The organism is Mycobacterium syngnathidarum (genome assembly GCF_001942625.1).
In the GTDB taxonomy this organism is placed as follows: Bacteria; Actinomycetota; Actinomycetes; order Mycobacteriales; family Mycobacteriaceae; genus Mycobacterium; species Mycobacterium syngnathidarum.
In genome coordinates this window covers 49,348-74,508 of the sequence record NZ_MLCL01000052.1, presented here as the reverse complement: position 1 = coordinate 74,508, position 25,161 = coordinate 49,348, and the positions used below count along the sequence as shown (strand labels likewise).

Sequence of the window (25,161 nt, the reverse complement as noted above, 5' to 3'; positions counted from 1 at the left end):
GTCGGCCAGCATGCCTACGGCACCACAGGGTGCACCCGCGCGGTCGCCCCTTGACCGGCGTCAACCCCAACGCAGTGATCAGCGCCGTACCGCAATTCTGGAGGCGCTCAACGAACACCTACGGCGAACCGGGTTCGACGCGCTGAACATCGCCGAGGTGGCTCGTCAGGCCGGGGTGGGCCGCTCAGCGTTCTATTTCTATTTCGAGAACAAGGCGGCCGCCGTCGCAGCACTGCTCGAGCCCATGTACGACGCGTTGTTCGCCGCCAACCACATCCTGGCCGATGCCGCCCGTCCACCACGTAGCCGTATCCACGACACCATCGAGGCCGTGCTGAAGACGGCCGAGGATCACCGCTACCTGGTGCAGGCCATGTTAGAGGCGCGTGGCTCCAGTGTGGCCATCCGCGATCTGTGGGACCAGGCGCGCGAGTCCTTTGTTCCCACCGTCTCGGCGGTGATCGCCGACGAGCGGACCGCAGGACGTGCGCCCGACGGCGCCGACCCGGTGGTGCTCGCGAGCCTGCTCATCGAATTCAACGACCGTCTTGTGGAACGGTTCATCCTGGGTGGGCCGCTGTCACGACAACAACTATCGGAAGGTGCTGAGGCAATGTGGATGGGATCGATCTACGGGACAGTTCGATGACCGCGGCGGGGTCGATCCCCAAGTCCATTCCGAGCACACCCGCCGAGGTAACCGCCGCGTGGTTGTCGCAGATCCTTGGCGCCGAGGTGGATTCGGCGCAGAGCGCGCCCATCGGCACGGGCCAGACCGGTGCCACCTATCGGGTGTCGGTCACCTACCGCGAGAACACCGGACTTCCGCAGACATTCGCGATCAAGCTACCGTCGCAGGACGACACCGTCCGTGACCGCGTCACCATCGGCTACCGTTCGGAGCACGCCTTCTACACCAAGGTGGCCGATCACGTTCAGATTCCGGTGCCGCGCTGCCACCACTGTGAGATCGATTGTGACGGAACAGATTTCGTACTACTCCTGGCGGACATGGCGCCCGCCGAACAAGGCGATCAGATCGCCGGGTGCACACCGGAGGAAGCCACGTTGGCCGTCCTGGCACTCGCCGATCTGCACGGGCCGACCTGGGCCGACCCGCAGTGGGCGAACTTCCCCGGTATCGCGATGCCCAAGCCGGAACCCGACTCCGCCAAAGGATTCGGCGATGTCGCCAAGATGGCGACCGACATCACCCTGGACAAGATCGGCGCGCGGCTGGACGCCGAGGACCACGACACCATGCGGGCGGCGATGTCGGTGGTCACCCCGTGGCTGCTGGCCGAACCGGACCGGTTCGCCATCCTGCACGGCGATTACCGCCTGGACAACATGCTGTTCGACCCCGACCGCACCCGGATCACCGTGGTGGACTGGCAAACCCTCGGATCCGGTCTGCCCGCCCGCGACCTGTCGTATTTCACCGCGACCAGCCTGGATCCGACCGTCCGGGCCGCCGCCGAAGCCGACCTGGTGACGGCCTACCATGACCGGCTGGTGTCGCATGGCGTCACCGGATACGATCGCGAAACCTGTTGGCAGGATTACCGGCTGGGCATGCTGCAGGCGCCGCTGATCACCGTGCTCGGCACCGCTTTCGCCAGCTCCACCGAGCGCGGAGACGACATGATGGTGGTGATGGCCCGACGCGGGTGTCAGGCGATCCGAGAGCTGGGCACGCTCGATCTGATCAGCGTCTGACCCAGCCCACCGCCTCCTCGACCGTGGCTACCGCGTGAGCGCCTGGCGGTAGTGGCGGTCGGTCCACCATCACCACCGGCACCCCCGCTGCCTCGGCGGCCCGCAGCTTGGGCTCGGTCATGGCGCCGCCGCTGTTCTTGGTCACCAACGCGTCGATCCGGTGCTTGCGCAGCAAGGCGAGCTCTCCGCCGTAGTCGTACGGGCCACGCGACAGCAGCAGTTGGTGATCGGCAGGCAGCGTGTCTGGATCCGGCGCAGTGACCGCACGGATCAGGAACCAGGCGTCGACGTCTTTGAAGGCCCGGGTACCGGAACGTCCGGTGGTCAGAAACACCCGTGAATAGCCTCTGTCCGCCACGGTTTCGGCGGCTTCGGTGTCCGATGCCACGACTATCGCGGTTCCCGGCGACCAGGCCGGCCGGGCCAAGATCAAGTGCGGCAGACCGAGTTCGGCGCACACCTGCGCCGCATGTGCGGTGATGGTGGCCGCGAAGGGGTGGGTGGCATCGACAACTGCGTCCACGGCGGCATCTTGCAGCCACTGCCGCATGCCGTCCACTCCGCCGAACCCGCCGATACGCACCGGCCCGACCGGCAGCGCCGGATCCGGAACCCGCCCGGCCAGCGAGCTGATCACCTCGACCTGCGGATGCAGCGCCACGGCCAGCGCGCGGGCCTCACCGGTGCCACCGAGCAGCAGGACTTTCATCAGTGGGTGGCTCCGCGGCGTCGCCCGGACGAGTACAGGTAGCTGTCGGAGAATCCCTGGGCGGCAAGCGCATCGCCGACGACGATCACCGCGGTTTTGGTCACCGAGGCGGCACGCATCTTCTCGGCGATGTCGGCCAGCGTGCCGCGCAACACGATCTCCTGCGGCCAGCTGGCGAATGCGACCACAGCGCAAGGGGTTTCGGGAAGATATCCACCGTCGATGAGTTGCGGGACGATGTTGTCGATCTGGGCGGCGGCCAAATGCAGCACCAACGTCGCTCCCGGCGCCGACAGCGTACGCAGGTCCTCCCCCTCGGGCATCGCGGTGGACAGCGTCGCCACCCGCGACAGGGTGACGGTCTGGGCCACGCCGGGGACGGTGAGCTCGCGGCCCAGCGCAGCGGCCACTGCGGCGAATGCCGGTACGCCCGGGACGATCTCGTATTCTATGTCCAGCTCGTCCAGACGACGGCACTGCTCGGCCAGCGCACTGTAGATCGACGGGTCACCGGAATGCAGCCGCGCCACGTCCAGACCCGCTTTGTCCGCGGCGACCAACTCGTCGATGATCTGGTCGAGATTCAACGGTCCGGTGTCGACGACCTTGGCGTCGGACGGGCACAGCGCCAGTAGATCGTCGGGCATGATCGACCCGGCGTACAGGCACACCGGACAGCGGCCGACGAGTTTCGCACCACGCACGGTGATGAGGTCGGCGGCTCCCGGGCCGGCTCCGATGAAGTACACCGTCATCGCTTGACCACCGCCCACTGCGTGACCGGAAGGGCTGGACGCCAACCCGTGAATCCACCAATGGCACCGCCCTGGTAGTGCTGATAACGCCGCACCTCGCCGCCTTCCTTCGAATACCATTGCGCCACAACTGCTTCTGATTCCAACGTGACCGCATTGACGACAAGTCGCCCGCCTGAGGGCAGACGCTCGAAGCAGGCCTGCAGCAAACCGGGCTGGGTCGCGCCTCCGCCGACGAAGATCGCCGCGGGTTCCGGCGCACCGTAAAGGGATTCGGGTGCGCCGTCGCGGACGTCGACCTGGACCCCGAACGCCGTGACGTTGCTCAGGATTCGGTCGCGCCGCTGCGCATCGCGTTCGAACGCCACCGCCGAGCAACCCGGGGCGCTGCGTGACCATTCGATGGCGATGCTGCCCGAGCCGGAGCCGACATCCCACAGCAGTTCCCCTGGCCGCGGCCCCAGCGCGGCCAGCGTGACCGCCCGGATGTACTGCTTGGTCAGCTGCCCGTCGTGGGCGAATGCGTCATCGGGGAGGGCCTGCGCCCGGCGTTCGTCGGGACGGTATGTCACCGCGACCACGTTGAGGTCGTCGATGCCTGTCGGTGGTGCCGTCGCCCAGTCCCGGGCGGTGCCGTCGTGGCGCCGCTCCCCCGGACCGCCCAGCTGCTCCAGCACGGTCAATTCCGAGTCGCCCCTGCCGGATTCGTTCAGCAGCCGGGCCAGCGTTGCCGGGGTCTGAGCGTCGCGGGACAGCACGATCGCCCGCCCACCACGGCGCACCGCGGTGTGCGGCACGGCGGCGACCAGGCTGATCACTTCGGTGTCGGGCACCGTCCAGGCCATCCGGGCGCAAGCCAGCGCCACACTCGACACATGCGGCAGCACCCGCACCCGCTGCGCACCGAACAATCGGATCAGCGTCGCGCCGATGCCGTGCAGCAGCGGGTCGCCGCTGGCCACCACGTGTACGTCGGTGTCACCGAAAAGCTCCGGCAGGGCAGGAAGCATCGGAGACGGCCACTCCCGGCGGTCGCGCGTCACACTGTCGTCGAGCAGTTGCAACTGTCGCGGAGCGCCGTACACGACGACGGCACGTGCCAGTTCGTCGCGTGAGGTCTGCGACAACCCGGCCATCCCGTCGGCCCCGATGCCGACGACGGTGATCGTGCCGCTCATCTGCGGTCTGATCTTCGCGCGCGCGCTCATCACCGCGGCATCCTGCGCCAGATCGGCCGTGGCACGAACCGGGTCACGAAGATCATCGGCCGGATCACCCACGGCACCCACACCGCGTGCTTGCCCTTGCGCAAGGCCTTGGCCGTGGCGTCGGCCACTTGAGCGGGTGTGCTGGAGAACGGTGCCGGGTCCATGCCCTCGGTCATCCGGCCGATCACGAATCCGGGCCGCACGATCAGCAGCTGCACCCCGGTTCCGTGCAGGGCATCGGTCAGCCCGGTGGCGAATGCGTCCAGGCCTGATTTGGCCGAACCGTAGACGTAGTTGGCGCGTCGGGCCCTGGCCCCGGCGATCGAGGAGAACACCACCAGCCGGCCTCGGCCGCGGGCACGCATGCGCTGGGCCAGCACGGTGAGCAGGCCGACCTGGGCCACGTAGTCGGTGTGTACGACGGCCACGGCATGGGCGGCGTCGACCTCGGCCCGGTCCTGATCTCCCAGCACCCCGAAGGCCAGCACCGCGGTGTCGACGGGTCCGTGTGTGGCTTCGATCGCGTCGACGACGCGGGCGTGGCCGGCAACGTCGTCGGCGTCGAACTCGGTGGTGTGGACGGCGGCGGCACCGGCCGCCCGCACCGCCGCGACCTGCTCGACGAGCTGATCGGTGCGGCGCGCGGCCAGCACGACAACCGCTCCGGAGGCGAGCCGGGCCGCGAGTTCGACACCGATCTCGCTGCGGCCACCGAAAATCACCACGACACGGGGATCCGTGCCAGCCGTGTCATCCATGGCAGCGATTATGTCCTGCGCTAGCGTGGACCCCGATGGCTACATCTCGTGGCAAGGCAACCACCAAGCTCACCAACGAGGCGCTGGCGTTCCTCACCGAACGCCACCTGGCGATGCTCACGACGCTGCGCTCGGACAATTCCCCGCACGTCGTGGCGGTGGGGTTCACCTTCGATCCCAAGACGCACATCGCGCGGGTCATCACCAACGGCGGCTCGCAGAAAGCCGTGAATGCGCATGAGCGCGGCATCGCGGTGCTCAGCCAGGTCGACGGGGCACGCTGGCTGTCACTGGAGGGCAAGTCGACGGTGAGCAGCGAGCCCGACGCCGTCCGTGACGCCGAGCTGCGCTACGCCCAGCGCTACCGCACCCCGCGGGTGAACCCCCGTCGCGTCGTGATCGAGGTACGCATCGAGCGCGTGCTGGGATCGTCGGAGCTGCTGGACCGCAGCGAGGGCTAACTCACCGGCACCACGACAAGATCGTGCGGCTGGTTGTTGACCGACTCCGCACCGTCGGCGGTGACCACGACGATGTCCTCGATCCGGGCGCCCCACTGGCCGGGGAAATACACGCCGGGCTCCACGCTGAACGCCATCCCGGCCTCCAGCGGGAGATCGTTGCCGGCCACGATGTAGGGCTCCTCGTGCACCGACAGCCCGATCCCGTGCCCGGTGCGGTGGACGAACGCCTCGGCCAGGCCCTCGGCGGCCAGCACGTCGCGGGCGGCGGCGTCGATCTGTTCGGCGGTCACGCCGGGGCGCACGGCGGCAACGGCCGCCTGCTGGGCACGCTGCAGCACCGCGTAGCGACGCGCCACCTCGGGATCGGGCTCGCCGATCGAGTACGTGCGGGTCGAGTCGGAGTTGTAGCCGGGCTCGTACGGGCCACCGATGTCGACGACGACGATGTCCCCGGCGCTCAGCTCGCGGTCGGAGCATTCGTGGTGGGGATCGGCACCGTTGGGACCCGAGCCGACGATGATGAACGCCACCTCTGAATGCCCTTCGGCAACAATGGCTTCGGCGATGTCGGCGGCCACGTCGGCTTCGGTGCGGCCGGGCACCAGAAACTCCGGAACCCGGGCGTGCACCCGGTCGATCGCCGCACCGGCCTTGCGCAGCGCGTCGATCTCGGCGGGGTCTTTGATCATCCGCAGACGCCGCAGCACGTCGGTGGCCAGCACCGGAACCACGCCGAGCAGGTTCGCCAGCGGCAGCAGGTGCAGCGCGGGCATGGCGTCGGTCACCGCGACCGCGGCACCCGGTCCGCCGAGCGCATCGACCACCATCTGGTATGGATTCTCGCCGTCCACCCAATCCCGCACCGCCACACCGAGTTCGGTGGCGGCCGACTCACGCAGCGCGGCCAACTCCAGGCGCGGCACAACGATGGTGGGGTCCCCTTTCGCGGGCAACACCAGCGCCGTCAACCGCTCGAAGGTCTGCGCACGCGAGCCGATCAGGTACCGCAGGTCGTAGCCGGGGGTGATGACCAACCCGGCCAAACCGGCCTCACCCGCGGCTGCGGCGGCTGCGGAAAGTCGGTGGGCGTAGACATCGGTGCTGAATCGGCTGACGGTCATGGCATCGAGGCTAATCGGTGCCCGTCCACTACTGTCGCTGGAATGTTGCGCGATATCCGGGATCTCACCGACGATCCGGAGGCGTATGCCGCTGAGCTGCGCAGGCGTTGGGGCGGCCTGTTGAGTTACCGCTACCTCGGGCGCTCGTATTCCTCCATGGACCTGGGTCCGGTCGACGACACGGTGACGTTGCGCCGCGACATGCGCAACCCGGCAGGCGGTGTGCTGCTGGCCGTGCTGGGCATCTCGTCGCCGGACAGCGGTGGCGTGAGCGATCTGGAGGCCGTACCCAACCCGGTCATCCACTCCTGCCAGGTGCTGGACCCGGCCGCGGATGTCGCGCGCATCCGGGTCGACACCGAGGTACTCAAGCAAGGCAGGCAGCTGGCCTACAGCCGGTCGGTGATCGTCGACGCCGACAACCCGGAGCGGGTCATTGCGCTCACCGAGGGGCAGGGCATCTCGATCGGCACGCCCCCGGAAGGGCTGGAGAAGATGCCGGTCGACCCGATCGACATCGCCGACGGGCCCGACCTGCCGCCGTTGTGGCAGGTGTTCGGCGGCCGGAAGCGATCTGACGGGCATTGGGCGCTGCCGGAACTGGCGGTCGAAATGGCCTCGCCGGACGCCGCGCTGCACATCGGCCCGCAGTTCGTGATCCTGGAAACTGCCGCGATGAAGGCAGCGGTTGCCGCCGCTGATACCGATGCGCTGCAAGGTATTTCGTCTCACGTAATGTTTCTGGCGCGCGGCAAGGCCGGACCGTTCCGTGTCGACACGCAGCTGCTGGCTGGTGCGGGCGGCACCATGGCGGTGCGGGCCACCTTGTACGACGAGGGTGCCGGCAACAAAGCCGTCACCGCTGCCTCATATGTGTTCGGGAGGATCCAGTGAACGACCCGGTTCTGCTGCTCGACGGTGCCAGCATGTGGTTCCGCTCGTACTTCGGTGTGCCGTCGTCGATCAAGGCACCCGACGGCAGACCGGTGAACGCGGTACGCGGATTCCTGGACTCGATCGCCACGTTGGTCACCCGGGAGCGGCCGCGTCGGCTGGTGGTGTGCCGCGACGATGACTGGCGGCCGCAGTGGCGGGTCGACCTGGTGCCGTCGTACAAGGCACACCGGGTGGAGCAACCCCAGCCTGACGGCCTCCCCGATGTCGAAGAGGTTCCCGACGACCTCACCCCCCAGGTCGAGATGATCATGGATTTGCTCGACGCGTTCGGCATCGTGACCGCCGGGGCGCCCGGGTTCGAAGCCGACGACGTGCTCGGCACGCTGGCCACGCGCGAACAGCACGATCCGGTGGTGGTCGTCAGCGGGGACCGTGACCTGCTGCAACTGGTGCGCGACGAGCCGGCGCCTGCCGTGCGTGTGCTCTACATCGGCCGTGGACTGGCCAAGGCGACGAAGTTCGGTCCGGCGGAGGTCTCCGAGACCTACGGCGTACCCGTCGACCGGGCCGGACCGGCGTATGCCGAGCTGGCCTTGCTGCGCGGTGACCCGTCCGACGGACTGCCCGGGGTGCCCGGGATCGGCGAGAAGACGGCCACGACGCTGCTGGCCCAACACGGCTCGCTGCGGGGTATCCAGGCGGCCGCCGAGGACCCGAAATCCTCACTGTCCAAAGCGCATCGGGCCAAACTGCTGGCCGCCGCCGACTACGTGGCCGCCGCCGAACCGGTGGTCCGGGTGGCCACGGATGCGCCGGTGACACTGTCCGGCGCGACCGATGAGCTGCCGCTGGCCGCCAAGGACCCGGCGCGGGTCGCCGAACTTGCCGCGGCGTACGGGGTGGCCTCCTCGATCAGCCGGTTGCAGTCGGCCCTGGACCTACTGCCCAACCCCTAGCCCGGCGGCGGGACCGCAGGGCTACCGGGGTCGACCGACCTCGTAGGTGCCCTTGTCGTCCTTGAACGTCACCGTGACCTTGCGCTTGGTGCCGTCGATGGTGACCTCGCAGTCGAAGGTCGAATCCTTCTTGACCGTCGGGTTCTCACCGTCGTTGCACTTGACGCCCGTGACCTTCGTCGCGCCGTAGCCATTGGTCTTGTCGGTCAGGATCTGCTCGACGCCGCTCTGTGCCTTGTTGATGTCGAGCTTGGTCGTCATCGCCCAGCCCGGCAGCCAGAACGCGGTCACCGCGAGGATGACCAGCAAGAGACCCACCAGGCCGCCGACGATACCGCCGACCATCGCCAGCGAGCGCTTGGAGCCCGCCTCGGCACCCGGCATACCGTATTGCCCGAACTGTCCGGGAGCGCCGTACGGGCCCGGCTGGCCGTATGGCCCCGGCTGACCGAACTGCGGGGGCTGGCCGGGTTGGCCGTACTGCGGCTGCTGACCGTAGCCCGGCACCTGGCCGTACTGCGGCTGGCCCGGAGCCGGGTACGCCTGCTGGCCGTACTGCTCGGTTCCCGGGTACTGCGGCTGCTGGGGCTGCGAGTAATCCGGCTGCTGCACGCCTTGGGCAGGCGGTTGGTACGACGGATACTGCTGCGGCGTGTATGCCGGCGGCTGCCAGGCCGGAGCTTGAGGCGTGGGGTCCTCGGATGCGGGGGTGGGCGGTTGCCACGCCTCGGCACCCTGCGCCTGGTCCCCTCCGGGCTCAGGCTGCTGACCGGGCCATTGCTGTCCCTGGTCAGGTCCCTGCGGTCCGCTCATGGTTCTCCTTGATCCTGTTCGTGTGTAGCCAAAAACACCCTACCCCGCATCAACAGCAACAACGCCGCGACGAACATCGTTGACGGCGCGTTTCGCGGTATTGCGCAGCGCGGGCGTGGGCGCGGCGTTGCGCACCTGGTCGAGCAGATCGACTACCTGCCGGCACCACCGGACGAAATCGCCGGCCGACAGTGCCGAACCTGAACCGCCGACATCGGAGGCCGCGAGCGCGGCGCCCAGGTCACCGGTGGTAGCCCAGCGGTAGACCGCGGTGACGAAACCCTCGTCGGGTTCGCGGCCGGGAGCCAACCGGTGCCGCTGTTCGTCACTTCGCAGGTCGGCCGACACTCGCCGGGTCTGGGCCAGTGCGCGGCGAAGGCCCGCGGTGGGAATGTCGACTCCCACGGTGCCGCCCGCGGTGTCCCCGCGCGATTCGAAGAGCACAGCGGACAGCACGCCTGCCAGTTCGGCGGGCTGCAAACCGTCCCACACCCCGGCACGCAGACACTCGGCCACCAACAGATCGCTCTCGCTGTAGATGCGGGCCAGCAACCGGCCGGCATCGGTGACCCTGAGATCCGGCTTGGATTCGCCCTCGTTGTGCACTCCGATGAAGCCACGTTCGCTGAGCAGCGCCACGATCCGGTCGAAGGTGCGTGCCAGCGAGTTCGTCGCCGCGTTCACCTTCTGCTGGATCTGGCCGTTGTCGCGCTCGATGCGCAGATAGCGTTCGGCGATCCTGGCCTGAGCCTCACGGTCGGGTAGTTGGTGCGCCGGGTGACGGCGCAGCTGTTCACGCAGTCCGGCAAGCTCGGGGTCGACATCTCGTTCCGGGGCCGGGCCGCCCCGGCTCGCGCGCTTGGAAGGCACCGAAAGTTCGGCGGCGGCCGACCGCAACGCCGAAGCCAGGTCCCGGCGCACGCGGGGTTGCCGATGTTCGACGCGCTTGGGCAGGGTCATCGTTCCCAGCGGGGCCGAGGCCCCCGAATAGTCGGCTGACGAAATCCGGCCGGCCCAACGATGTTCGGTGAGCACCAGCGGCCGGGGATCGTCGCTGTCGCGTTGGGCAGGTTCCAGCACCACTGCCAGTCCGCCGCGGCGGCCGTGGGTGATGGTGATGATGTCGCCGCGCCGCAACGCGGCCAAGGCGTCGGTGGCGGCCCTGCGCCGCTGCAGCCTCGATGCCCGCGACTGCGCGCGTTCGCGTTCACCGATCTTGGTCCGCAACCGGACGTATTGAAGGATGGGCGGCTCAGTCCACGGCTCCTCGCGCGAGCGCTCGTCGGCCCCACCGAGTTCGGCGGCCAGCTCGCCCATCATCCGCTCGCCGCGCGCGATCCCCCGGACCAACCCGACCACCGACCGGTCCGCCTGGTACTGGGCGAAGGAACGCTCCAGCAGTTTGTGGGCCTGTTCGGGACCCATCTGCTGCACCAGGTTGATGGTCATGTTGTAACTCGGGGCGAACGAGCTGCGCAGCGGAAAGGTTCGGGTGGAGGCCAGCCCGGCGACCTCGGCGGGTTCGGCATTGCTGTCGTCGGGCCGCCACAGCACCACGGCATGACCTTCGACGTCGATGCCGCGGCGGCCTGCGCGCCCGGTCAGCTGGGTGTACTCCCCCGGGGTCAACGGGACATGCTGCTCGCCGTTGAACTTCACCAGCCGCTCGAGTACCACGGTGCGGGCGGGCATGTTGATGCCGAGTGCCAGGGTCTCGGTGGCGAACACCGCCTTGACCAGGCCTGCGGTGAACAGCTCTTCCACGGTGTGCCGGAACACCGGAAGCATGCCGGCGTGGTGGGCGGCCAGCCCGCGCAGCAGGCCTTCGCGCCACTGGTGGTAATCGAGGACGATGAGATCGGATTCGGCCAGGTCGGCGCAGCGACGCTCGACGATATCGGCGATCCGGGCGCGCTCTTCGTCGGTGGTCAGCCGCAGCGGCGCCCGCAGGCACTGTTGGACCGCCGCATCGCAACCGGCACGCGAGAACACGAAAGTGATGGCGGGCAGCAGCCCAGCGGCGTCGAGGGTGGCGATGACGTCGGGCCGGATGGGCGGGCGGTACAGGTGCGGGCGGCCTCCGGTGCCACGTCCACGGCCCCGCCCGCGCGGTTGCCAGTCGGCCAGTCGATCGGCCTCGCGGCGATGGCTGATGTGACGCAACAGCTCCGGGTCGACCAAGCTTGATGTCGGGGAGGCTCCGCCACGGCTTCCGGTGCCCTCGAACAGGTCGAACAGCCGACGGCCGACCAGCATGTGCTGCGACAGTGGCACCGGCCGGTGTTCGTCGACGACGACGGTGGTGTCGCCGCGGACGGTCTGGATCCAGCCGCCGAACTCCTCGGCATTGCTGACTGTCGCCGACAGGCTGACCAGCAGCACGTCCTCTGGCAGGTGCAGGATGACCTCTTCCCACACCGCACCGCGCATCCGGTCGGCCAGGAAATGCACCTCATCCATCACCACATAGGAAAGTCCTTGCAGTGCAGGCGAATTCGCATACAACATGTTGCGCAGCACTTCGGTGGTCATCACCACGATGTCGGCGTCACCGTTGACCGACTGGTCGCCGGTGAGGAGCCCGATCTTTTCCGCGCCGTAGCGAGCCACCAGATCGTTGTGCTTCTGGTTGCTCAGCGCCTTGATCGGTGTGGTGTAGAAGCATTTGCCGCCCGCCGCCAACGCCAGGTGCACCGCGAACTCACCGACCACCGTCTTGCCGGCCCCGGTCGGTGCGCACACCAATACGCCGTGGCCGTTTTCGAGTGCGCGGCACGCTCGCAGCTGGAAATCGTCGAGGGCGAACGGATATTCGGCGGTGAACCTGGTCAGCTCAACGCCGGGTCGGTCACCCGAATCAGGTGGCATCGTCGTCGATGTCGATCCTTGCCGTCCCCAAATCCGGCTCTGTCACCGGTTCGGGCCGTCCAATCGATTCCGCCGTCGGGATCGGCGCGGCCTCATCCTCGGGCACCTCCAGCGCCGCGCGCCGGGCCTTGCGTTTGTCGTTGACCCGCGCGATCTGGATGGCGAACTCGAGCAGGAGGCTGAGCGCGCAGGCCAGCGCCAGCATGGTGAACGGGTCAGAGCCCGGCGTAGCGAACGCCGCGAACACGAACAGGCCGAAGATCAGTCCGCGGCGCCAGACCTTGAGCCGCTCATAGCTGAGCATGCCGACCAGGTTGAGCATGATGATCAGAAGTGGGAACTCGAAGCTGATGCCGAACACCAGCAACAGGTTGATCAAGAACCCGAAGTATTGCTCACCCGACAGCGCGGTGACCTGCACATCGCTGCCAACTGTGAGCAGGAAGCCGAGCGCGGTCGCCAGGACCACGTAGGCCAGGATGGCACCCGCGATGAACAGCACCGCGCCGACACCGACGAACGCCATCGCGAAGCGGCGTTCCTTCTTGTACAAGCCTGGGGTGATGAACGCCCACAACTGGTAGAGCCATACCGGGCAGGCCAGCACCAACCCGGTGGCCAGCGCCACCTTCAGGCGCAGCATGAACTGGTCGAACGGGCCGGTGGCCAGTAGTCGGCACTCACCGTCGGGTGCGATGGTCGCCCGCGCCGAGTCAGGTAGCGCGCAGTACGGGCCGCGCAGCCATTCCCCCAGACTGTTCAGGCCGAAAAAGCCGTTGGTGTACCAGAGGAAGCCGAAGATTGTCGTCAAGACAACGGCGAGCACGCTGATCAACAGACGATTGCGCAGCTCGTGTAGGTGGTCGACCAACGACATCGTGCCGTCGGGATTGACCCGAGAACGGCGGCGACGGGGATCGAGTTTCTTGATGAATCCGGAGGTCACGGGCGTGTTCTAGCGGCCTGGTCGTAGACACGGCACGTCCATCGCGGGCGATGGCCGCGATGAGGTGCCGGACCGGTCAGGCCGTGTGGCGGTCCGGAGACTGCTCGGGAGCCGGAGCGTCGACCCGCTCGGAGGCGATCGGCTTGGCCGGCGGGGCCTCGGCCGAGGAGGAGGAATCCGACTGCATCTCCTTGATCTCCGACTTGAAGATCCTCATCGACTTGCCCAGCGACCGCGCGGCATCCGGCAGCTTCTTGGCGCCGAAAAGCAGCACGAACACCGCGATGACAATGACCCAGTGCCAGGGTTGTAGACCACCCAATTTGGTTACCTCCAGACGTCCGTGCCGAGTCTACCCGCGTGCGTCGTCGGCGTCGTAGACACGCAGCGCCTCAGCGGCCGCGTCACGCACGCGCTGCGCCAACGACTGCGGGGCCAACACCGTGACCGCCGAGCCGAAACCGAGGACGAACCTGGCCATCCACTCGTCGGAGGCGTAGGTCATCGCCGCTTCGCAGGCTCCGCCGGGCAGTTCGTTGACCACCCGCAGCGGGTAATAGTCGAACACCCACGCCGCAGTCGCATCAACCAGCAGGCTGGCCGACGGCAGCGCCGGATCGGCGTCGAACAATGACGTGTCGGGGCCGGCCTGCACCGCCGGTGGCGGCGGTACCGACGCCTCGTCGAGCACCTGTGCGTCGACGATGCGGTCGAAACGGAACAACCGCACCGCCTCGGCAGTGCGGCACCACGCCTCCAGATAGCTGTTGTCGCCCACGAGTGCGACCCGGATCGGATCGACAGTGCGACGGCTCAACGAGTCCCGCGACGCCGAGTAGTACTCCAGTGTCACCGCCCGCCCGTCGCGCACCGCAGCCCGCACGGCAGCGGCGGCGACGCTCTCGGACGGCGCCGGCTCGTCGACGGCCGCCAGCTTGCTGCCGGCGGCGGATTCGATCTTGGCGATCGCGCTGCGTGCGGCCTCCGGATCGACCATGCCGGGCACATCGACCAAAGCCCGCAACGCGACCAAGATGCCGGTGGCCTCGGTAGAGGTCAACCGCAGCGGGCGATCCACACCGGCACTGAACGTGACTTCGACGGTGTCACCCTCGAAATCGAAGTCGATGAGATCGCCGGGGCTGTATCCGGGCAGCCCACACATCCACAACTGCCGTAGGTCGTCGTCAAGCTGTTTGGGGGTCACCCCCAGCGCCCCGGCCGCCTCCGCGCGCGTGACCTTCGGGTTCGACTGGAAGTACGGCACCATGTTCAGCATCCGGACCAGCCGGGTCGACACCTGGCTCATGCGCGGCCCGCCTGCGCCCGCAACCGCACCAATACGTCCTCGCGCAGCGATTGCGGCGCCAACGCCACGGCGTCGGCCCCGTAACTCGCGATCTCCCTGGCCAATCTGTCGTATCCCCCGACGTCGACGGTGATCTCCTCCCCGGTGCGACCGGCCAGCGTTCGCGCCTGGGTCGCGGTGGCCTGGCGCCGCAAGGCGGTGGCCCGCCCGTCAGCCACCCAGACCCGGGCCTGCTCCCCGGTCGGCGACTCGGCGACGACGCGCTCGACGACCTCGCGCAGGTTGACGCCGTCGGGTTTCTGCACGGCACCGGCCTCGCCGATCGCGGCGACCGTCTCACCGAGCCGGGACAGCCGGAAGGTACGGGTGTCGTCACGGAGCCGGTCATGACCCACGAGGTACCAACGACCCCGGTGCGTCACCACTCCCCACGGTTCGACGGTGCGCGTCGTGTAGGGATCGCTGCGCGAATAGCGATGTTCGAACTGCACCACCCGGCCGGTGTCGATGGCCGACAGCAAGGTTCCCAGCACCTTCTCCGAACCGCGGATGCCGGGCAACACCGCGGTGGAGGTGATCGCGACCGCCGGATCACCACCCTCGACGTCCACACCGGCCGCCCGCAACTTGAGCACCGCCCCCTGGGTCGCGGTGATCAACTCCGGTGACTGCCACAGCTGCGTGGCCACCGCGACGGCAGCGGCCTCGTCGGTGGTCAGCTCGACGGCCGGAAGCGCGTACGCCTCGCGGTTGATCCGATACCCCTCGCCTGCATCGAACTTCGACACCCGACCGGTCTCCAGCGGAATTCCCAGATCGCGCAATTCGTTCTTGTCGCGCTCGAACATTCGCGAGAACGCCTCGTCACTGGCGCTGTCGTCGTAGCCCTGGACGATTTTGCGGATCTTTTCTGCCGGCAGAAAACGATCGGTGGACAGCAGGGCGATGACAAGGTTCATCAACCGCTCGACTTTGGATACCGCCACGAGATGAAAGCTTAGAGCTCACATGCTGGCGATCAGGCGCTTGACCCGCTCATCGACCGACCGGAACGGATCCTTGCACAGCACGGTGCGTTGCGCTTGATCGTTGAGCTTGAGGTGCACCCAGTCGACGGTGAAGTCCCGGCCCGCTTCCTGTGCGGCGCTGATGAACTCGCCGCGCAGCTTGGCCCGGGTGGTCTGCGGCGGGGTGTCGACCGCGGCGTCGATGTCCTCGTCGGTGGTGATGCGGGCGGCCAGTCCTTTGCGCTGCAGCAGGTCGAAGACCCCGCGACCGCGCTTGATGTCGTGGTAGGCCAGATCCAGCTGGCTGATCTTCGGGTCCGACAGCTCCATGTTGTAGCGATCCTGGTAGCGCTGGAACAGCTTGCGCTTGATCACCCAGTCGATCTCGGTGTCGACCTTGGCGAAGTCCTGACTCTCGACCGCGTCCAGTTGGCGGCCCCACAGATCGACCACCTGCTCGATCTGGGTGCTCGGCTCACGGGTCTGCAGATACTCCACGGCCCGGCTGTAGTACTCGCGCTGAATATCCAATGCGCTGGCCTGGCGCCCGCCGGCCAGCCGGACCGGGCGCCGCCCGGTGAGGTCGTGGCTCACCTCGCGGATGGCGCGGATCGGGTTGTCGAGGGAGAAGTCGCGGAACGGGACGCCGGCCTCGATCATCTCCAGCACCAGCGAGGCGGTGCCCACCTTGAGCATCGTGGTGGCCTCGCACATATTCGAGTCACCGACGATGACGTGCAGCCGACGGTATTTCTCGGCGTCGGCGTGCGGCTCGTCGCGGGTGTTGATGATCGGACGTGACCGGGTCGTCGCGCTGGAGACGCCCTCCCAGATGTGCTCGGCACGTTGGCTCAGGCAGTAGGTGGCGGCCTTGGGCGTCTGCAGCACCTTGCCCGCACCGCAGATGAGCTGGCGGGTGACCAGGAACGGAAGCAGCACATCGGAGATCCGGGAGAACTCACCGGCCCGCACGATCAGGTAGTTCTCGTGGCAGCCGTAGGAGTTGCCCGCCGAATCCGTGTTGTTCTTGAACAGGTAGATGTCCCCGCCGATACCCTCGTCGGCGAGCCGCTGCTCGGCATCGATCAGCAGGTCTTCCAGGACGCGCTCGCCGGCGCGATCGTGGGTGACCAGCTGGGTCAGGTTGTCGCATTCGGCGGTCGCGTACTCGGGGTGGCTGCCCACGTCGAGATACAACCGCGCACCGTTGCGCAGGAACACGTTGGAACTGCGGCCCCACGACACCACCCGCCGGAACAGATAGCGGGCAACCTCGTCGGGGCTGAGCCGGCGATGGCCATGGAACGTGCAGGTCACACCGAATTCCGTCTCGATACCCATGATTCGTCGCTGCACGCTAACGAGCTTACGGGGTGGTTCACCGCAACGGTGGACAAGCGCGCGGTGACCGTGCGGCAAAATCTGGACATCGCAGATGCTCGGGCTGATCGGTACCGGCATCACCGATCTGAGCCGGGCCGACGTGGGGTGACCGGCTATGCGCCGACCACCCGCTGCGCGCGGACCGCCGGCCTCGACACCACTGGATCCGTCGCCCTCGGCGCGACCGCGTGCGCATGGATTCCTTGGCCGGCTTCTGACGGAACGGCGCGTTCTCGTCCCGCCACAGGTCCGGGACGGCCACGATCTCCGGGTTGTCGGCCTTCCAGGCGGCCGACGCCCCGAAATAGGCATGCAGCTGGCGACTGCGTCGAGGCTGTCGTCGGCGACCACAGCCCGCGCGGTGATGCTGATGATGGGTCTGATCGTGATCGTGTTCCACCAGTACTGGTACCGCGTCACGGCGGCGCTCATCTCCCCGTTCGGTTGGTTCGTGGCGCTGCGCGAGCTGGCCATGGCTGCCCGCATCTTCTTCCTGCTGATGACCGCCATGGGCCTGTGGCTGACCTACGTCGGCCGGCGGCGCGAACACACGCCGGACGTCAGCGCCGTCACCGTCTGATCACCGCCGGCGGGCCGGCAATCTGATCACCGCCGGAAGGGCGAAGGCTGATGCTGGGTGATGCAGTGAATGCCACCGCCACGTTCGAACAACGGACGGGCATCCACGCTGAGGACCCGGCGGCCCGGATATTGTTCGGCCAGTATCGCCACTGCGTCCGCGTCCCTCGGATCGCCGAACGCACAGGCGATCACCCCGCCGTTGACCACCAGGTGGTTGATGTAGCTGTAGTCGACGAACCCTTCGGCATCGGTCAACTGGTCGGGCGCGGGTAGCTCCACCATCTCCCACGGCCGCCCGGCGACATCGTGCGTCTGCTCAATCGCTGCCCGAATTTCCTTGCACACCAGGTGATCCGGATGTGAGGCCGCGCGTTGCGTATGCAGCATCAACCGCCCGGGCGCGGGGATCGCCGCCACGATGTCGACGTGCCCACGGGTGCCGAAGCGCTGCGAGTCGCGGGTCAGCCCGCGCGGCAGCCAGACCGCGTGGTCGGCACCGATGGTGCGGGCCAACTCGGCTTCCACATCGGCCTTGGTGGATCCGGGGTTGCGGCCGGGATCCAGTTGCACGGTTTCGGTGAGCAGGACGGTGCCCAGCCCGTCGGCCTGGATTCCGCCGCCCTCATTCACCAGGCGCGAATCGACCACCGGCACGCCAGACCAGTCAGCCACGGCGGCACCGATTTTCGAGTCCCGATCCCACTGCGCCCAATCCTGGGCCCCCCAACCGTTGAACACCCAGTCCACCGCAGCCACCGAGCCGTCCCCGGTATGGACGAAGGTGGGACCGATGTCGCGCATCCAGGCGTCGTTCAGCGGCGCCTCGACGATGTCGACAGCAGCGGACAGGTAGCGCCGGGCCGCGGCCATCTCGGCGGGGTCCACCACCATCGTCACCGGCTCGAACTCCAGCACCGCGTGCGCGACTGCCGCCCAGGTGCTGCGCGCTTCGTGATGTTCGGCCACGCTGTCGCCGAGCGAATAGCCTGCGGACGGGAACGCCATCCACACCCGATCCTGCGGTGCACTCTCGGCCGGCATCCGGTAGGTGGTCATTTCACTACCGCCGTGGCTTCGTGGCCGAGCCCATACGGATGCGCCGCGTCGACGGGCGCGGTCAGCGCGGCGTAGGTGTCCGGCCGCCGGGTGAGCAGAAACGGGAACAGCTCCAGCCAGTCCCGGCGCTGATCCAGATCCAGATCGGCGACCAGCACGGCTTCTTCGTCACGAGGAGCCTGTACCAGCACCCGGCCGAACGGGTCGGAGATGAACGACGAGCCGTAGAAGCTGACCTTGCCCTCGTCACCGGTGCGGTTGGGCACCACCATGAACAGGCCGCTGCTGATGCCGTTGGCGACGATCACGTGCTGCCACAGCGGTTGGGTGTCGAAGGCCGGGAACACCGGTTCCGAACCGATGGCCGTCGGGTAGACGACAATCTCGGCACCGCCGAGTGAATAGCTGCGCGCCACTTCCGGGAACCATTCGTCCCAGCAGGTCGGCAGGCCGATGCGGGCACCAAGACCCTCCGGGTTGTACACCGGATAGGGGGCGGCCTCGCCGGTGGACGGTCCGGGACCCGGACGGAAATAGGTGTCTTCGTAGTAGCCGGCCGAGATCGGGATGTGCAGCTTGCGGGTGTGCCCGGCCAACTCCCCCGACGGGGTCACCAGGATTGCCGTGTTGAAGCCCAATCCGTCTTCGGCCGGCGCCTTTTCGTACAGAGAGGCGTGTACGAAGACGCCGTTGGCGCGGGCCGCCTCAGCGGCCAGGGCGAAGGTCGGACCTTCGGTGAGATCCTCCGCCGATGCGCCGGGATTCGATGCGGCCGGGGTGTCCGCGGGGTACCGCAACAGGGTTATCTCCGCCAGGCAGACGAGCGCGGCACCGGCGCCGGCCGCGCGATCGATGCCGTTCCGCAGCACCTTGACCAGTTCGCCCGCATCGGGCCGCCACCGGTGCTGCACCAGCCCGACCCGCAGAAGGGGACGCGTCGACTCGGCGCTTCGGGACAGCGACTCAGGCGCGGCGGCAGTCAGGGTGATCATCTGTCGTCTCCTAAAACGAATGGCGTTCGTTTTATTGTGACCCAGCTGACATCCGTTGTAAAGCACGACGTGAGGCGGCGGTCGACCCGGTTCGCTGCGCCGACACCGGTGTTGGCGGCACCGCCGAAACCGTGGTCAACGGGATCGGTTGGACGTGCCGACCCGCAGCGGCCACCCGAACCGGGCAGGCACGCCGTCGCTGAACGCGACGTGCGCAGGCGGCCCGTCGCACAGCCCGTCGAGGCCGACCGAGGCGAACAGTCCGGACTCATCGAACCCCAGCAGCTCTGCAGACCGTAACGACCAGGCCGGGTGCTCGTTGGGCACGTACCAGGTGCGTCCGGCATGGGCGACATGTAAACCCCAGCGCGCAGTCAGAAAATGGTCGAGCTGCCCCGGCGTCAGAAGATCGCCAGCCTCCACCTCGATGCGGCTACGGGCCCGGCTTCGCGGCCAACGCACCGCCGTCGTGTAGACGTGCCGGTTCCCAGCCCGGTGGTACGACATCCGGGCCCACCGATAGCGGACTCCCAGCGCGGCACGGGCCGCAAGCACGACATCGACCCTCGGCGTGTCCAAGCTCAGGAACACGACGCCGCGACGCCCGGTGCGATCGACCGAGTACAACCGCACATTGGTCTCCAGGAAACTGCCGAGCAGTCCGGGCCCATGGCCGAAGCCGGTGCCCGTCATCCGGAAGGCCACCACGCCGACGTAGCTTGCCCCGTCGAAGGTGTCAGGGGCGGTTCCGGCCGGAAAGAGGTGCGCGATTCGGCCCGGGGCAACCGGCCAGTGCAGAAAAGTCAGGTCGACCCAGTTCTGGCGCAGAATCCTGGCGCCGGTCAGCACTGGCGCTACGGGGCTGACCGGCTCGACCATCGCGGCTACTCAGCCGGTTCGGAATCCGAATCTGAAGCCGAATCTGGTTCAGGCAGAAGAGCTTCCAGTGCTGCCCCGGTGATCCGGCGGAAGCAGCGGCGCGGCCGCGTGGCGTCGAGAACCGCGACCTCGAGGGTTGCGGGTCCGAGTATGCGCGGCTCGGAGCCGTTGCCGCTCGCACTCAGTGCCTCGATCGCGATCTTGACCGCGGCGCCCAGGTCGGCATTCTCCGCGTACGATTCGTTCAATGCAGTGATGATCGGCTCGGTGGTTCCGCCCATCACCACGAAATGAGGCTCGTCGGCGATCGACCCGTCATAGGTGATCCGGTACAGCTCCGGAGCTTTCGTCTCGCCGTAGTGCGCCACCTCGGCCACACACAGTTCAACTTCGTAGGGCTTGGCCTGCTCGGTGAAGATCGTGCCCAGCGTCTGCGCGTACACGTTGGCCAGCTGACGGCCGGTAACGTCGCGGCGGTCGTAGGCGTAGCCGCGGGTGTCGGCGAACTGGATACCGCCGCGCCGCAGATTGTCGAACTCGTTGAACCGGCCGACGGCAGCGAAACCGACCCGGTCATAGAGCTCGCTGACCTTCTGCAGCGACCTCGACGGGTTCTCCGCCACGAACAGCACGCCGCGGTCATAGGCCAGCGCCACCACGCTGCGACCGCGGGCAATGCCCTTGCGCGCCAGTTCGGAACGCTCACGCATCGCCTGCTCGGGCGAGATGAAATACGGGAAGCTCATTTACCCCTCACCGCCCGTCCGGGTCCGGCGCGCGATGACCTCGCGGGCCAGCTCGGCGATGCGTTCCTCGGTGACCACCTCGGCGCCCTCGGCACCGATCGTCACCGCGGTCGGATAGATGCCGCGCACCAGATCGGGACCACCGGTGGCCGAATCGTCGTCGGCTGCGTCGTAGAGCGACTCGACGGCCACCCGAAGCGCGGAATCCACATCCACCACTTGCGGATAGAGCTTCTTGATCGACGACTTGGCGAAGATCGAGCCGGAGCCCACCGACTGGTAACCCTCCTCCTCGATGTTCCAGCCGCCCGCGGCATCGAACGACACGATCTGGCCCGCATTCTCGGCGTCGGGCGCGTCGGTATCGAAGCCCACCAGCAACGGGAGCGCCACGAAACCTTGTAGTGCCGCACCGAGATTGCCGCGCACCATGATCGCCAGCCGGTTCACCTTGCCGCCGAATGTCAGGGCGACACCCTCGAGCTTCTCGTAGTGCTCGAGTTCCACCGCGTATAGGCGAGCGAACTCGACCGCGATGGCAGCGGTGCCCGCGATGCCGGTCGCCGTGTAGTCGTCGGTGATGTAGACCTTCTGCACATCGCGACCGGCGATCATGTTGCCCTGGGTAGCGCGGCGGTCACCGGCGATCAGTACGCCGCCGGGGTACTTGATCGCGACGATGGTCGTTCCGTGCGGCACCGCGTTGGTCGGGTTGATCGCGCCGTCGGCGACACGGTTACCCGGCAACAGTTCGGGGGCCTGTCGACGCAGCAGTTCAGAGAAGGACGACAGATCCATTGCTACAGAGGGAGTACCGGAGAGGGGTTGGGGCAGAGACAAGTTTTCGCGCCAGGTCACTGGCCGCCCTTTTGAACGTATGCGCGCACGAAGTCTTCTGCGTTCTCTTCCAGCACGTCGTCGATCTCATCGAGCAGATCGTCAGTCTCCTCGGCCAGCTTCTCGCGACGCTCCTGGCCGGCGGCCGATGCACCCGGGAGGTCGTCGTCCTCGCCGCCGCCACCGCCACGCTTGGTCTGCTCTTGAGCCATCGCTGCCTCCTGCAATTGTCATCGGTAGGGCTAACCGCCCAACCGGTCCTTCCACAGTACCGGTCGGCACCCGGATTGCCCGGGATAGCTCACCGCCGGAAATGGTCAGTTCGTGAGTTGCTCGACGAGTTCGGCGGCGCTGTCCACCGAGTCCAGCAGGGCGCCGACGTGCGCCTTGCTGCCACGCAGTGGCTCCAGCGTCGGAATCCGAACGAGCGAATCGCCGCCGAGGTCGAAGATCACCGAGTCCCAGCTGGCCGCGGCGATGTCCGAACCGAACCGGCGCAGGCATTCGCCCCGGAAGTACGCGCGGGTGTCGGTCGGCGGATTGTCCACCGCGTCGATCACCTGCTGTTCGGTGACCAGGCGCTTCATCGAACCTCGCGCGACCAGCCGGTTGTACAGGCCCTTGTCCAGCCGCACGTCGGAGTACTGCAGATCGACCAAGTGCAGCCGCGGCGCCTGCCAGCCCAAGTTCTCGCGCTGGCGGAACCCCTCCAGCAACCGCAGCTTGGCCGGCCAGTCCAGAATCTCGGCACATTCCATCGGATCGCGTTCGAGCAGGTCGAGCACGTGTGCCCAGGTCTCGACGACATGCGAGGCCCGCGGATCCGCGTCCTTGATGTCGACCAGTTTGGCCACCCGCTCCAGGTACACCCGCTGCAGCGCCAGGGCGGTCATCTCGCGACCGTCGGCCAGCGCCACCGTCGCGCGCAGCGACGGATCGCGGCTGATCACGTGCACCGCGTGCACCGGACGGGCCAGCGCCAGATCGGACAGATCGAGCCCGAACTGCGGGCCCTCTTCGATCAGGTCGAGCACCAGCGAGCTGGTGCCCACCTTGAGATAGGTCGACGTCTCCGCCAGGTTGGCATCACCGATGATGACGTGCAGCCGCCGGTACTTGTCAGCATCGGCATGTGGCTCGTCACGGGTGTTGATGATGCCGCGTTTGAGCGTGGTCTCCAGGCCGACCTCGACCTCGATGTAGTCGGCCCGCTGGGACAACTGGAAGCCGGGGTCGTCGCCGGAGGGTCCGATGCCGACGCGGCCCGAGCCGGTCACCACCTGCCGGGACACCAGGAACGGCGTGAACCCGGCGATCACCGCGGAGAACGGCGTCTGCCGGCTCATCAGGTAGTTCTCGTGCGACCCGTAGGAGGCTCCCTTGCCGTCCACGTTGTTCTTGTACAACTGCAGTTTGACCGCGCCGGGCACGCTTGCGACGTGGCGAGCCGCGGCCTCCATCACCCGCTCACCGGCCTTGTCCCAGATGACCGCATCCATCGGATCGGTGCACTCGGGTGCCGAGTACTCCGGGTGCGCATGGTCCACATACAACCGGGCACCGTTGGTGAGGATCATGTTGGCCGCGCCCACCTCGTCGGCATCGACGATCGGGGCCGGTCCGGACGCCCGCGACAAGTCGAAGCCGCGGGCGTCGCGCAGCGGGCTTTCGACCTCGTAGTCCCACCGGGTGCGCTTGCCGCGCTGGATGCCGGCGGCCGCCGCATATGCCAGCACCGCCTGAGTCGAGGTCAGGATCGGATTGGCGGTCGGATCGGACGGCGATGAGATGCCGTATTCGACCTCTGTTCCGATAATCCGTTGCATGGGGCCAGCCTAGGTGACGGCGTCTGTACTCCGAGCCGCCAGGTATTCCGGCCGAGGCTTCGGGGCGGCGAACGGCTCGGTCAGCGCGTTGTCCACCGAGTTGAACACCAGGAAGACATTCGACCTCGGCAGGGGTGTGATGTTGGACCCCGAGCCGTGCAGCAGATTCGCGTCGAACCACAGTGCGGTTCCGGGCGGGCCGGTGAACTGGTGGATGTCGTGCTCGTCGACGGCCTTGGTCAGGGTCGTCTCATCCGGCACGCCGATGTTCTGCGCCACCAGAGAGGTGTCGTGATTGTCCTCAGGCGTGGCACCGACGCACGGATAGAACGTGCGATGCGACCCCGGGATCACCATCAGCGACCCGTTGTACGGATAGTTCTCGGTAAGCGCGATCGAGCACGAGACGGCACGGATCGCCGGCATTCCGTCCTCGGCATGCCAGGTCTCGAAGTCCGAATGCCAGTAGAACCCGGTCCCGGTGAACCCCGGCATGAGGTTGATCCGCGCCTGGTGGATGTACACATCACCGCCGAGCAACTGACGCGCGACCGGCAATACCGTGTCCAGCCGGACCACCTTGGCCACCAGGTCGCTCAACAGATGCGGTTCGAAGATGGACCGGATCGTGCCGCCGCCGGGCTCACGGATCACCCGCGGATCATCAGTGTCGAGATCCGCTGCGATCCGGTCGAGTTCGTGCCGCAGCGGCGGCAGCCAATCATCCGATACCGTCTCGGGCGCAACGAGATAGCCGTACTCGGAGAAGCCGTCGAGATGGGGCTGACTCAGCGGGCCATCGGCCACGCTGCCCCACACCACCGGCTCGTGGCGCGGTATCGGCTCGATCGCATGCTCCAGCCGCGTCGGGTACCGATCCTCGGTCACTGCACTCATCACCGATAGTTCGGTGTCCTGCTGTGCCGTCATGCGACCGACTGCGGCGCCGGGTAAACGCCGTTCTCGTCATGCACCTCCCGCCCGGTAACCGGCGGGTTGAAGACACACAACATCCGGAGCTGTTCATCGCACGTGACGCGGTGGCGGTCGTGGTTGTTGAGCAGATACATGGTTCCGTCGGCCAGCGGATACTGCTGCCCCGTCTCCAGATCGGTCAGCGTGCCGGTGCCCTCGATCACCCACACCGCCTCGACGTGGTGCTGGTAGTGGAACTCGTTGACCGAACCGGCCTCGATGGTGGTCTCGTGGAACGAGAAACCGACGCCGTCGCCGGCCAGGATGATGCGCTTGGAGCGCCAGGTGGCATCGGCCACATCACGGTCGGTCCCGGTGATCTCGGCAGTGGTGCGAACAATCATGTCAATGCCTC

At 67.4% G+C, this 25,161-nt stretch carries 27 protein-coding genes; 6 read left to right on the top strand and 21 right to left on the bottom strand.

All coding sequences use genetic code 11. The features are described 5' to 3' along the window. Positions 1-10 precede the first annotated feature (10 nt). Complete coding sequence (locus tag BKG60_RS14280) at positions 11-649, top strand: TetR/AcrR family transcriptional regulator (protein ID WP_070946448.1); 639 nt, start codon at positions 11-13, stop codon at positions 647-649. Continuing rightward, positions 646-1,719 carry a phosphotransferase family protein gene (locus tag BKG60_RS14275; RefSeq protein ID WP_070946434.1) on the top strand — a complete coding sequence of 358 codons (1,074 nt, stop codon included), beginning with the start codon at positions 646-648 and terminating at the stop codon, positions 1,717-1,719. The genes BKG60_RS14280 and BKG60_RS14275 overlap by 4 nt, the downstream gene beginning before the upstream one ends. On the opposite strand, the gene BKG60_RS14270 is transcribed toward BKG60_RS14275, so the two are convergent. The 4 genes from BKG60_RS14270 to dprE2 are packed head-to-tail and all read right to left on the bottom strand — an operon-like array spanning position 1,709 to position 5,149. Then, positions 1,709-2,428: a cobalt-precorrin-6A reductase gene (locus BKG60_RS14270; protein WP_070946433.1), complete on the bottom strand. Its 720-nt coding sequence runs from the start codon at positions 2,426-2,428 to the stop codon at positions 1,709-1,711. The genes BKG60_RS14275 and BKG60_RS14270 overlap by 11 nt on opposite strands. Next, on the bottom strand, positions 2,428-3,183 hold the full coding sequence (gene cobM, locus BKG60_RS14265; RefSeq protein WP_070946432.1) for a precorrin-4 C(11)-methyltransferase: 756 nt from the start codon (positions 3,181-3,183) through the stop codon (positions 2,428-2,430). Before cobM ends, BKG60_RS14270 begins: the two co-directional genes overlap by 1 nt. Next, complete coding sequence (cbiE, locus tag BKG60_RS14260; protein WP_070946447.1) at positions 3,180-4,361, bottom strand: precorrin-6y C5,15-methyltransferase (decarboxylating) subunit CbiE; 1,182 nt, start codon at positions 4,359-4,361, stop codon at positions 3,180-3,182. The genes cobM and cbiE overlap by 4 nt, the downstream gene beginning before the upstream one ends. 29 nt (positions 4,362-4,390) lie before the next feature. After that, positions 4,391-5,149, bottom strand: coding sequence for a decaprenylphospho-beta-D-erythro-pentofuranosid-2-ulose 2-reductase (gene dprE2, locus BKG60_RS14255; RefSeq protein WP_070946431.1), 759 nt, complete (start codon positions 5,147-5,149; stop codon positions 4,391-4,393). 35 nt (positions 5,150-5,184) lie between these two features. Between dprE2 and BKG60_RS14250 the strand changes: the two genes are divergently transcribed. Further along, on the top strand, positions 5,185-5,610 hold the full coding sequence (locus BKG60_RS14250) for a F420-dependent biliverdin reductase (protein WP_070188740.1): 426 nt from the start codon (positions 5,185-5,187) through the stop codon (positions 5,608-5,610). Here the strand turns inward: BKG60_RS14250 and BKG60_RS14245 are convergent. Beyond that, the gene (locus tag BKG60_RS14245) at positions 5,607-6,734 is read right to left on the bottom strand and encodes a M24 family metallopeptidase (protein WP_070188739.1); all 1,128 of its coding nucleotides are present in this window, start codon (positions 6,732-6,734) and stop codon (positions 5,607-5,609) included. The genes BKG60_RS14250 and BKG60_RS14245 overlap by 4 nt on opposite strands. Positions 6,735-6,776: 42 nt before the next feature. On the opposite strand from BKG60_RS14245, the gene BKG60_RS14240 reads away from it, so the two are divergent. Then, positions 6,777-7,628: a hypothetical protein gene (locus BKG60_RS14240; RefSeq protein ID WP_070946430.1), complete on the top strand. Its 852-nt coding sequence runs from the start codon at positions 6,777-6,779 to the stop codon at positions 7,626-7,628. Next, positions 7,625-8,587 carry a 5'-3' exonuclease gene (locus tag BKG60_RS14235; protein ID WP_075909699.1) on the top strand — a complete coding sequence of 321 codons (963 nt, stop codon included), beginning with the start codon at positions 7,625-7,627 and terminating at the stop codon, positions 8,585-8,587. The genes BKG60_RS14240 and BKG60_RS14235 overlap by 4 nt, the downstream gene beginning before the upstream one ends. 21 nt (positions 8,588-8,608) lie before the next feature. On the opposite strand, the gene BKG60_RS14230 is transcribed toward BKG60_RS14235, so the two are convergent. From BKG60_RS14230 to pafA, 7 genes are all read right to left on the bottom strand, one after another. Then, positions 8,609-9,400, bottom strand: a complete 792-nt coding sequence (locus tag BKG60_RS14230; protein ID WP_070188737.1) for a DUF4333 domain-containing protein — start codon at positions 9,398-9,400, stop codon at positions 8,609-8,611. A 39-nt stretch (positions 9,401-9,439) separates the two neighbouring features. Then, on the bottom strand, positions 9,440-12,268 hold the full coding sequence (locus BKG60_RS14225) for a DEAD/DEAH box helicase (protein ID WP_070946429.1): 2,829 nt from the start codon (positions 12,266-12,268) through the stop codon (positions 9,440-9,442). Continuing rightward, positions 12,258-13,214, bottom strand: coding sequence for a twin-arginine translocase subunit TatC (gene tatC / locus BKG60_RS14220; RefSeq protein WP_070946428.1), 957 nt, complete (start codon positions 13,212-13,214; stop codon positions 12,258-12,260). Before tatC ends, BKG60_RS14225 begins: the two co-directional genes overlap by 11 nt. A gap of 76 nt (positions 13,215-13,290) precedes the next feature. After that, a complete protein-coding gene (gene tatA / locus BKG60_RS14215; protein ID WP_070188734.1) occupies positions 13,291-13,536 on the bottom strand; it encodes a Sec-independent protein translocase subunit TatA in 246 nt (81 codons plus the stop codon). A 30-nt stretch (positions 13,537-13,566) separates the two neighbouring features. Beyond that, positions 13,567-14,523: a helix-turn-helix transcriptional regulator gene (locus BKG60_RS14210; protein ID WP_070946427.1), complete on the bottom strand. Its 957-nt coding sequence runs from the start codon at positions 14,521-14,523 to the stop codon at positions 13,567-13,569. Beyond that, complete coding sequence (locus tag BKG60_RS14205) at positions 14,520-15,509, bottom strand: helix-turn-helix transcriptional regulator (protein WP_070946426.1); 990 nt, start codon at positions 15,507-15,509, stop codon at positions 14,520-14,522. Before BKG60_RS14205 ends, BKG60_RS14210 begins: the two co-directional genes overlap by 4 nt. 18 nt (positions 15,510-15,527) lie before the next feature. Next, the gene (gene pafA / locus BKG60_RS14200; protein WP_110765169.1) at positions 15,528-16,886 is read right to left on the bottom strand and encodes a Pup--protein ligase; all 1,359 of its coding nucleotides are present in this window, start codon (positions 16,884-16,886) and stop codon (positions 15,528-15,530) included. A gap of 337 nt (positions 16,887-17,223) precedes the next feature. On the opposite strand from pafA, the gene BKG60_RS14195 reads away from it, so the two are divergent. Next, on the top strand, positions 17,224-17,493 hold the full coding sequence (locus BKG60_RS14195; protein ID WP_070946425.1) for a hypothetical protein: 270 nt from the start codon (positions 17,224-17,226) through the stop codon (positions 17,491-17,493). 26 nt (positions 17,494-17,519) lie between these two features. On the opposite strand, the gene BKG60_RS14190 is transcribed toward BKG60_RS14195, so the two are convergent. The 9 genes from BKG60_RS14190 to BKG60_RS14150 form a co-directional block, all read right to left on the bottom strand. Continuing rightward, positions 17,520-18,551, bottom strand: a complete 1,032-nt coding sequence (locus BKG60_RS14190; RefSeq protein WP_070946424.1) for an agmatine deiminase family protein — start codon at positions 18,549-18,551, stop codon at positions 17,520-17,522. Then, positions 18,548-19,543, bottom strand: a complete 996-nt coding sequence (locus BKG60_RS14185; protein ID WP_070946423.1) for a nitrilase-related carbon-nitrogen hydrolase — start codon at positions 19,541-19,543, stop codon at positions 18,548-18,550. The genes BKG60_RS14190 and BKG60_RS14185 overlap by 4 nt, the downstream gene beginning before the upstream one ends. A 135-nt stretch (positions 19,544-19,678) precedes the next feature. Next, entirely contained in the window at positions 19,679-20,422 is a 744-nt protein-coding gene (locus tag BKG60_RS14180; protein ID WP_070946422.1) for a YqjF family protein, read from the bottom strand. Between the two features lie 5 nt (positions 20,423-20,427). Beyond that, on the bottom strand, positions 20,428-21,168 hold the full coding sequence (gene prcA / locus BKG60_RS14175) for a proteasome subunit alpha (protein WP_070946421.1): 741 nt from the start codon (positions 21,166-21,168) through the stop codon (positions 20,428-20,430). Further along, positions 21,169-21,966 carry a proteasome subunit beta gene (prcB, locus tag BKG60_RS14170; RefSeq protein WP_070188725.1) on the bottom strand — a complete coding sequence of 266 codons (798 nt, stop codon included), beginning with the start codon at positions 21,964-21,966 and terminating at the stop codon, positions 21,169-21,171. A gap of 56 nt (positions 21,967-22,022) precedes the next feature. Beyond that, the gene (locus BKG60_RS14165) at positions 22,023-22,217 is read right to left on the bottom strand and encodes a ubiquitin-like protein Pup (RefSeq protein ID WP_003880265.1); all 195 of its coding nucleotides are present in this window, start codon (positions 22,215-22,217) and stop codon (positions 22,023-22,025) included. A gap of 105 nt (positions 22,218-22,322) precedes the next feature. Then, positions 22,323-23,831 (bottom strand): depupylase/deamidase Dop, encoded by a 1,509-nt coding sequence (gene dop / locus BKG60_RS14160; RefSeq protein WP_070188724.1) that lies wholly within the window; start codon positions 23,829-23,831, stop codon positions 22,323-22,325. A gap of 9 nt (positions 23,832-23,840) precedes the next feature. Beyond that, positions 23,841-24,761, bottom strand: a complete 921-nt coding sequence (gene thpD, locus BKG60_RS14155) for an ectoine hydroxylase (protein WP_070188723.1) — start codon at positions 24,759-24,761, stop codon at positions 23,841-23,843. Further along, on the bottom strand, positions 24,758-25,150 hold the full coding sequence (locus BKG60_RS14150; RefSeq protein ID WP_070188722.1) for an ectoine synthase: 393 nt from the start codon (positions 25,148-25,150) through the stop codon (positions 24,758-24,760). The genes thpD and BKG60_RS14150 overlap by 4 nt, the downstream gene beginning before the upstream one ends. Positions 25,151-25,161: the final 11 nt, after the last annotated feature.